The following is an 8,090-nucleotide window of genomic DNA, read 5'->3' as shown; positions in this document are numbered from 1 at the left end:
CACGATTTCGTCATGCTCAACGCCCTGCGCGAGACCCGTGCCGCCGAGGCCGCCATCACCATGGCCGTCAACACCCTGCGTACCGCACTGCACGCTAGCTGAGACTGAGGAGAGAGCCCAGACATGACCACATCCACCCCTACGGTAGTTCTCGTGCACGGCGCGTTCGCTGACGCGGCCAGCTGGTCCGGGGTCATCGCCGAACTGCAGAGCAACGGGATTCCCGTTGTGGCGCCGGCGAACCCGCTGCGTGGCCTTGCGTCCGACGCCGCGTATCTGGCGTCCGTGACTTCCCAGATCGACGGGCCCGTCGTGCTCGTGGGCCACTCGTACGGCGGTGCGCTCATCACCGTGGCCGGCGCAACGGAAAACGTTGTCGGGCTTGTCTACGTGGCGGCCTACATCCTCAAGGAGGGCGAGAGCCTCGGCGAACTGCAGGGCCGGTTCCCCGACGCACCGTTGGTCAGCAACCTGAAGCAGTGGGACTACCCCGTCTCAGACGGGAACCCTGCCGTCGAGGTCACCATCGCCCAAGATGCCTTCCCGTCGATCTTCGCCGCCGATGTGCCCGCTGAAGTTACGAGTGTCCTGGCGGTGGCGCAGCGTCCGCTCGCCGCCTCGGCATTCACGGAGTCGGCTTCGGTGGCCGCGTGGGAGACCAAGCCGTCCTGGGCGCTCGTGGCCGGCGCGGACCAGGCCATCAATCCGGAGGTGCAGCGCTTCGCCGCGAAGCGGGCGGGTGCGACCGTCCTCGAGATCCGGGGTGCGTCGCACGCCGTCGCGGTCTCCCAGCCGAAGCAGGTCGCCGACCTCATCCGTACCGCGGTACGCGCCACGAGCTAGCTGCCCGCTGCGATTCGCCGTGATGCCCGGGCGGGGTTGTCCGTCCGAACGACTACCAGTGGGAAGGAGGGTTGACCAGTGATACGACGCATGAAGCGCAAGCCGTTGGTTGCCCTTGTGACAGGACTGGCAGCGGCGGCCCTGGCCATCGGCGGCGTGAGCGTGGTTTCCGCAGCCGACGCATCCGAGCACTCATCGATACAGGCCGGAGTCATTCCGCCTGACTGGTGATCCGCACGGCTGACGCCAGGAAGCTGGTCGCCAGCTGATCACCTCCCTGCCCCGACCGTTGTTCCCCGCGGTCGGGGCAGAGGGCGTCTCTGGAACCTTGGCCCCTTGTAGAGCCACGTGAATCTGGTGACAAGGAAGTGACGCTTCGTCTCTCTTGATGAGCCGCATCCAGCTCGGTCCCGCATGCATCAAAGGCCAGTCCCGCGCGCTCATACGACGCGTGGCCGGAATCCCCGTACGGTGCTCGTCCGCGCAGACCACCCGTCTTGGGCCAGAGCGGGGACAGCCGTCACCGGAACACTCAGGCGAATCAATTAGCGCCGACGGTTCGCGCCGGATAGCCCTGGCCGGGGAACCGCAACGGGCCTCCGGGGCTTTCTCATACGCCAGGCACATCCGGAGGCCGCTGGGACGGCCAGCGCTTGAGCTTCGCCGTCGATTCGGGTTGTGCGTCGCCCTAGCCCTGGGTGCTCAACGGTTGCCGGGCGCAGGGCTGCAGGCGCAGGGTGTGGGTGGTGCTGAAGGGAATCAGTTCGTGGTGTCGGTCCGGCAAAGCGATCACCAGAGCGCTGTCCGGCAGGACCAGGCGGACACCCATCAGCATCCGCACCGCGGTGCGATCGTCGAGGCCCGTCGTCGGCTCGTCGAGCAGCATGACTGCCGGAGCCCGCAGCACCGCCCTGGCGATCACCAGGCGGCGTCGCTGCCCTTGCGACAACGCGCCGCCCTGCGGGCCTGTCGGGGTGTGGAGGGGGAGCTGTTCCAGGGCGACGGCCGCCAACGCGGCCCGGAGCGTGTTGTCGTCCGCACCGGGAGCGGCCTGCCGAAGGTTCTCCGCGACGGTCGCGTCGGCGATCCAGTCCTCCGCCTCGACGAGGGTGAGCGTATCGGCGATCACATCGGCGGGCAGGGACTCGACGGGCACGCCGGCGACCAGTACCGACCCGGGAGCGTCGGGAATGATCCGTCCGGCCAGTGTCTGCAGCAGGGTGCTCTTCCCGCTGCCGTTGGGCCCGGTCACCACGACGACGCTCGCTGGCTCGATCATCGCCGACCACTGGGCGCGGTCGTCGCCGACGCCCACCGGTACCTGGCGGATCTCCAGGGCCCGCGTCGGTCCTGCGGGTGGCAGCGTCGGCGGGGACGCGGTCGGTCGCCCCCGGGAGAACGTGCGATTCGCCAGATCCGCCAGCCGCAGGGCGGCGTCGGCGGCCAGACCGTTGTCGCGGAGCACCTGGGGGAGCGTCTCCATCAGCTCGTACGCGGCCGCGACCAGCAGCGCCTGGCCGATGGCGTCGGCGGCCGGCTGGGTGAACACGGGACCGGACAGCGCCAGCAGCAGGACGGTCGCCTGGCCGACCGCCGCCAGCAGGCGGAGCAGCAGCCGGGCCCGGCGCGTCACCTCGGCAGCCGCAGCCTCGGCCTGCCGGGCCCGGCCGACTGTCTCCGCTACCTGGTCGCGGACCACGTCGACCGCCGCCAGGCAGCGCAGTTCGGGGAGCGCGGAGCGAGCGCTGAGCAGCGCGGTGCCGGCCGCGGTGCGAGCGGCCGCGGCCGCCTTCCGGTGCTCACGGGTCCGCCGGTCGGCAACGACTGCCGTGGCCGCCGAGGTAGCCAGCAGCACCAGTTCGGCGGCGCTGGCCAGCGGGTTCGCCACGAGTAGCAGAGCGACGACGGCGGTGGCGGTCACGCCGATCCCGGCCAGCGGCGGGACAACCTGGGCGGATATGCCGCCCACCGCGGCCGCATCGCTGGTGAGCCGCGCCATCAGGGTGCCGTCACGCCGGTTCCGCAGTTCGCGCGCCGGCACGGTCGTCGTGGACCGGACCAGCCGTGAGCGCAGCGAGACCGTGGCGCCGAGCAGAGCCCTATGGCTGACCAAGCGTTCCCAGTACCGCAGGCCGGTTCGGCTCAGGGCCAGAGCGCGCACCGCCGCCGAGGGGTACATCCACGACCACGTCGTGTTCGCCTGTGCGGTGACCACGGCGCAAGAGGTCAGGAACCAACCGGACACCCCCAGCAGACCGGCGGCGCACAGCTCGGCTGCCCCGGCGAGCACCGCTGCGAACAGCAGGTCGCGCCGTGCCCGGCGGTCCGCCGCATTCCACAGCAGCTTGAACGCCGTCACAGCAGCGCCCCCTCGATGCCTGCCACTCGTCCTCGGCTCAGCCGCACGACGTCGTCGGCTATCTCGAGCAGCGCCGGGCTGTGCGTGGTGACGACGATGGTGCGGCTGCGCGCGAGCGCCTGGATGGCGCCGATGACGCGGGCCTCGCCGTTCGGGTCCAGATGGGCGGTGGGTTCGTCCAGGCACAGCAGCGGCGTGTCGCGGAGCAGTACCCGGACCAGCACCAGTTGTTGCATCTGACCCGAGGACAGTCCCCAGCCGCGCTCCCCGACCTGGGTCGCCAGACCCTGGGGGAGTGCGGCCAGCAGGTCTTCGAAGCCCAAGGCAGCGAAGGCCGCGGTGAGTTGCTCGTCGTCGGCGTCGCGTCGGGCCAACAGCAGGTTGTCACGCAGTGTGCCCGGGAGGAGATAGGACGGCTGGCCAGCCCATGCCGTCACGGTCGGCGTGGCCGGCAGGGTGTCGAATCCGACCGTGTGCAGGCACCGTCCGCGGTCCGGGCTGCGCAGGCCCGCTGCTACTGAGAGCAGGGTCGTCTTGCCCGCGCCACTGGGCCCGCTGATGGCCATGACCGAGCCCGGGCGCACGGTCAGGGTGATGTCGTCCAGGGCCGCCTCGTGCCGACCCGGGTGCCGCACCTCCACCGCCTCCATGACGACACCGGCCGGGCTGGGCCAGCTTGGACCGCACGCGGCGGGCACGTTGGCCACGAGGCCGCCGACCGGTGCGACCGGAGCCGTGTCGATGATCTCCGTGATCAGCTCGGCCGCCGCGGCCGCTTCGGCGCGGGCGTGGTAGCCGCGGGCGAGCTCCCGGGCGGGGGCGAAGTACGCCGGGGTCAGGACGAGCACGAACAGCGCGGAGCCGAGGCTCATGGTGGACGGGACCACCGGCAGGTCGAGGTAGCCGAGCAGGGCGAGTCCGCAGTACGTGGCGACGACAGCCATGGCCACGGCAATCAGGAGCTCGATCCAGGCGGTCGAGAGGAACGCCACCCGCAGCACGGTGCCGGTGCGCGCGGCGAGTTCCCGGTCGTCGGCCTCGGTGGCGCGTACCGCCTCCTCGCCGGCTCCCAGGCCGACGAGCGTGGGCAGTCCGCGCAGCCTGTCCAGCAGGCGGGTGCTCAGCGTCCGGGTGGCAGTGAGCTGGGCGTGCACGGCGGCGCGGGTGCCCATGCCGATCACTTTGAGGTTGAAGGGCAGCAACGGGGTCGCCAGCACCAGCATGAGCGCGACGGGCCAACTGCCGACCAGGATGGAGGCCAGCACGATGCCGCTTCCCAGCAGCATCGCCCGCCGGGCGGGGACGTAGGTCGTCAGCCACCCGGTAAGCCGGCTCACCTCGCTGTCGAGCGCCTCGCCGAGAGCGGCGTCGGACACCTTCTCGGGCGGGGCGCCCGTCGTGGGCAGCGCGGCCCGGAGCAGACGGGCGCGCAGGTGGTCCTGGACAGCGGCCGCCCCGTCGTCGGCCACCCGGTCGGCCACCGAGAGCAGGAACGCACGCAGCAGCAGCCCGGCGGCGACCAGAGCCGCACCGGTGAGCACCGGAGCCAGCGCCACGCCCTGGAGCTGGGACCGCAATGCGGCCTGGGCAGCCAAACCCAGCCCCGCGGCCCACAACACGTGGCCCAGAGCCGCGAGCCCGCGCAAGGTGCCGGCTCGCCGGAACGAGGGTTCGCCCACCGCCGCCCACGCGGTGAGCAGCTGGGCGGTCTGCCGCTGCCCGTCGTCGTCGCGGCCGAGGCGGGCGAGCTGGTCGGGGATGTCGTTCACTTTTCGGCGGTGGGGAAGTCGAATGCGCCGGCCGCCGCGGCGTTGCGGTCGGACCGGATCCACACGGCGAGCGCGGTCGCGGAGAACACCGCGACCCCCATCGGGCCGATCCAGGCGGCCACGCCGCCGAAAACGTCCTGCGAGACGGCGGCTACCGCAACGGCCAGGAGCGTCAGCAGCACACGTCGGGCGACGACGACCGCACGCGGGCGGTCGCCGCGGGCCTGCGACACCGGCGCGGCTGGCTCGGCGGCGGTGGTGCCGGAAGATCCCGAAGCGGGGGTGGGAGACGGTGGCTGGGGGACCTTTCCGCGGAAGACCCACCACGCGTAGATGTTGTACGCCAGGACCACCGGCATGCACCCGCCCACTCCGATGAGCAGGAACTGCTGCGATCCGGGCGGGCTGGCCGCGACGTGGATGGTCAGGTCGGGAGGGACGATGACGGGTGCGGTGGCGGCGACGAGCGCGAGCAGACCAGCCGCCTCGACACCGGCCACGGCGGTGAACGGGCGCCAGTCGGGCCGGCGGCCGAAGCCGTACCAGGCGATGGACCAGAAGGCCACGGCCGCGGCCATCGCGAGGCCGAACAGGGTCACGCGCAGCGGCTGGTCGAAGCGGAAGCGCTGCGGGTCGGCGAGCGGAAGTCCGAGTCCCAGGACGATGCTGGCCGCCGCGACCGCCAGGAGCAGCGGCCGGCCCAGCCGGCCCGCCCGGCGGTGGGCGGTTCCCACGGTCTTGTTCTGCAACCACGCGGCGCCGGCCAGGAGGTAGACGGTCGTCAGCCCCAAGGCGCTGAGCGCGCTGTAAGGCGTGAGCCAGTCGAAGCCGTCCCCGGTGAAAACCCCGCCGGTGTGCGGAAGTCCGGACAGGACGGCCCCGATGACGAGGCCCTGGCACAGGGCTGCCACCAGCGATGAGAGCCCGAAGACGAGGCCCCAGCCGCGGCGGTAGCCGGGAGCGGCGCTTTGGAGCTCGATGGCCGCGCCCCGCAGCACGATGGCGAGCAGCATGACGACGAGCGGCAGGTAGATGCCGGGCAGCACGGTGGCGTAGACGCCGGGCATGCCCGCCCACAGCACCACGGCCGCCAGGATGAGCCAGCTCTCGTTGGCGTCCCAGGCGGTTGCGATCAGCTCGTTGTACTCCCTGCGCCGCCGATCGCTGCGGTCGAAGAGGCTCAGGATGCCGATACCCAGGTCGTAGCCGTCGAGCAGCACGTAGGCGCCGAGCGCGAACAGGACCAGGGCGTACGACGCGTACTCAAGCACGGCTCGCCTCCGGCGGGTGGACGGTGGAGCCGACGTCGGCCACTAGGTGTTCGGGGCCGGCCTGCACCGTGCGGATGATGTAGCGGATCCACAGCCCGAGCAGCAGCGCGTAGACGGCGACCAAACCGGCGAAACCGGCGATCGTTGCGCCGAGGGAAAGGTGGGAGACGGCGTCGTCGGTGCGGATCAGGCCGTAGACCACCCAGGGCTGCCGGCCGGTCTCCGCGGTGATCCAGCCGCCGGTGATCGCCACGACACCGGCAGGGGCCATCCAGACCATCAACCGGTGGAACCGCCGCGATGTGTACAGCCTCCCGCGCAACCGCAGCACCACACCGGCGAACGCCATGCCGAACATCACCAGAGCGGTGAAGTACATCGCCCGGAATCCGTAGAAGACGGGCCACATGTCGGGGCGCTCGTCAGCCGGTGTCTCCAGCAGCCCGGGGACGTTCGCCTGCCCGGACAGGTCCTTGCCGATGATGGCGCCCAAGTGCGGTATCCCGACTTGGAAGTCGTTCCTCCCCCTCTCGGTGTCCGGCACCACGAGGAGGTTGTAGCCGTTGTTGTCGGTCTCCCAATTGCCCTCGAACGCCTGCAGTTTCGCCGGCTGGTGCGCGCCCATGAACCCGGCGGTCACATCCCCGACGTAGAGCTGCACGGGCATGAGGATGGCCAGGACCCCGAGGGCGATGGACAGGGTGCGGCGTGCGAAGGGCAGCGCTCGCTGCTTGACCAGGTACCACGCGGCGATCCCGCCGATGAACCAGCAGGCGCTGATCAGCACCGCGAGCAGCATGTGCGGGTACCGGTACGCGAACGCAGGGTTGACGAGCACCTGCCACCAGTCGTTCGCCCGGAACTGGCCGTGGACCTCGGTGAAGCCCACGGGATCCTGCATCCAGCTGTTGGCGGACAGGATCCACGTCGTGGACAGCAGGGTGCCGACGGCGATCATCCAGTTGGCGAACGCCATCGTTCGAGGCCGCACCCGTCCGTCGCCGTACAGCATGATGCCGATGAACCCGGCTTCCAGGAAGAAGGCCGTGATGACCTCCATTCCGATCGTGACACCGAGGATCGGCCCGACCGCATGGGCGTATCTTCCCCAGTTGAGACCGAACTCGAATGTCATGACCGTTCCGGCGACCACGCCGAGCCCGAATCCGACCGCGAATATCTTCTTCCAGAAGCGGAATATCTGAAGGTACAGCGGATTTCCGGTCCTGATGTGGACCGTGTACATCACCGCTAGGAAGAGGGCGAGTCCGACGGTCAGCGCGGGAAAGCTTATATGAAACACTGCAGTGATGGCGAACTGCCATCGAGAGATCTCCGCCACCGCGGGCGAGTCCACAGTGTCTCCTCTCGGTCGTTTCCGGTCGGTAGCGCCCGCCCGCTTTGTAGCGCGGGGCGATGACTGGGACGCCGACCTCGCGGAGTTCTGAGGTCACCGTAGGGCTGGCCGCTGGGCATCCTTTTCCTGCCGGTGCACCGCATCTGTCCCCGCAGCGCAATGTGCGGATGTGGTGCTCAGTGCGCTTCCGGACAAAAAGCAGTGCACTACCGGATAACACGGGAACCTCAGGGAGTCCTAACGTTGCTGATCAAGCGGCCGAGTTGGTCTGGTCTGTCAATACGGTCCACTCGGCTGCTACGACCATCCGCACATAATGGAATCCGCATCTACTTCGCGGAGACCCGCACCAGCCCGCCGGTCCCGCCCGATGTGGATCTGGCGGCGGCGCGACGGCTCGTGACCGATCTGCAGGACAAGCCTCCGCTGGAGGAAACGGACACGTGCGCGCAATGGATCATGGGGCCCGCGAACCCGCACGGACGGATTCG

General features: G+C 70.1%; 6 protein-coding genes. 2 read left to right on the top strand and 4 right to left on the bottom strand.

All coding sequences use genetic code 11. The features are described from left to right. Positions 1 to 153: 153 nt before the first annotated feature. Positions 154 to 843, top strand: coding sequence for an alpha/beta fold hydrolase (locus BLW84_RS45645; RefSeq protein WP_342743238.1), 690 nt, complete (start codon positions 154 to 156; stop codon positions 841 to 843). Positions 844 to 1,531: 688 nt separating this feature from the next. Here BLW84_RS45645 and BLW84_RS45640 read toward each other — a convergent pair. The 4 genes from BLW84_RS45640 to BLW84_RS45625 are packed head-to-tail and all read right to left on the bottom strand — an operon-like array spanning position 1,532 to position 7,599. Then, complete coding sequence (locus tag BLW84_RS45640) at positions 1,532 to 3,202, bottom strand: ATP-binding cassette domain-containing protein (protein ID WP_093278959.1); 1,671 nt, start codon at positions 3,200 to 3,202, stop codon at positions 1,532 to 1,534. Next, positions 3,199 to 4,971: an ATP-binding cassette domain-containing protein gene (locus BLW84_RS45635; protein WP_093278957.1), complete on the bottom strand. Its 1,773-nt coding sequence runs from the start codon at positions 4,969 to 4,971 to the stop codon at positions 3,199 to 3,201. Before BLW84_RS45635 ends, BLW84_RS45640 begins: the two co-directional genes overlap by 4 nt. Beyond that, the gene (locus BLW84_RS45630) at positions 4,968 to 6,242 is read right to left on the bottom strand and encodes a cytochrome d ubiquinol oxidase subunit II (protein WP_093278955.1); all 1,275 of its coding nucleotides are present in this window, start codon (positions 6,240 to 6,242) and stop codon (positions 4,968 to 4,970) included. The genes BLW84_RS45635 and BLW84_RS45630 overlap by 4 nt, the downstream gene beginning before the upstream one ends. Beyond that, complete coding sequence (locus BLW84_RS45625) at positions 6,235 to 7,599, bottom strand: cytochrome ubiquinol oxidase subunit I (RefSeq protein ID WP_093278953.1); 1,365 nt, start codon at positions 7,597 to 7,599, stop codon at positions 6,235 to 6,237. Before BLW84_RS45625 ends, BLW84_RS45630 begins: the two co-directional genes overlap by 8 nt. Before the next feature lie 243 nt (positions 7,600 to 7,842). Here BLW84_RS45625 and BLW84_RS48820 point away from each other — a divergent pair. Beyond that, positions 7,843 to 8,090 (top strand): hypothetical protein (locus BLW84_RS48820; RefSeq protein ID WP_218157772.1); only part of this gene is annotated, 248 nt, incomplete at its 3' end.

The organism is Saccharopolyspora shandongensis, from assembly GCF_900106995.1.
Classification (GTDB): domain Bacteria; phylum Actinomycetota; class Actinomycetes; order Mycobacteriales; family Pseudonocardiaceae; genus Saccharopolyspora; species Saccharopolyspora shandongensis.
Note: the sequence above shows the minus strand (reverse complement) of the source record. Positions and strands in the feature narration are given on the sequence as shown.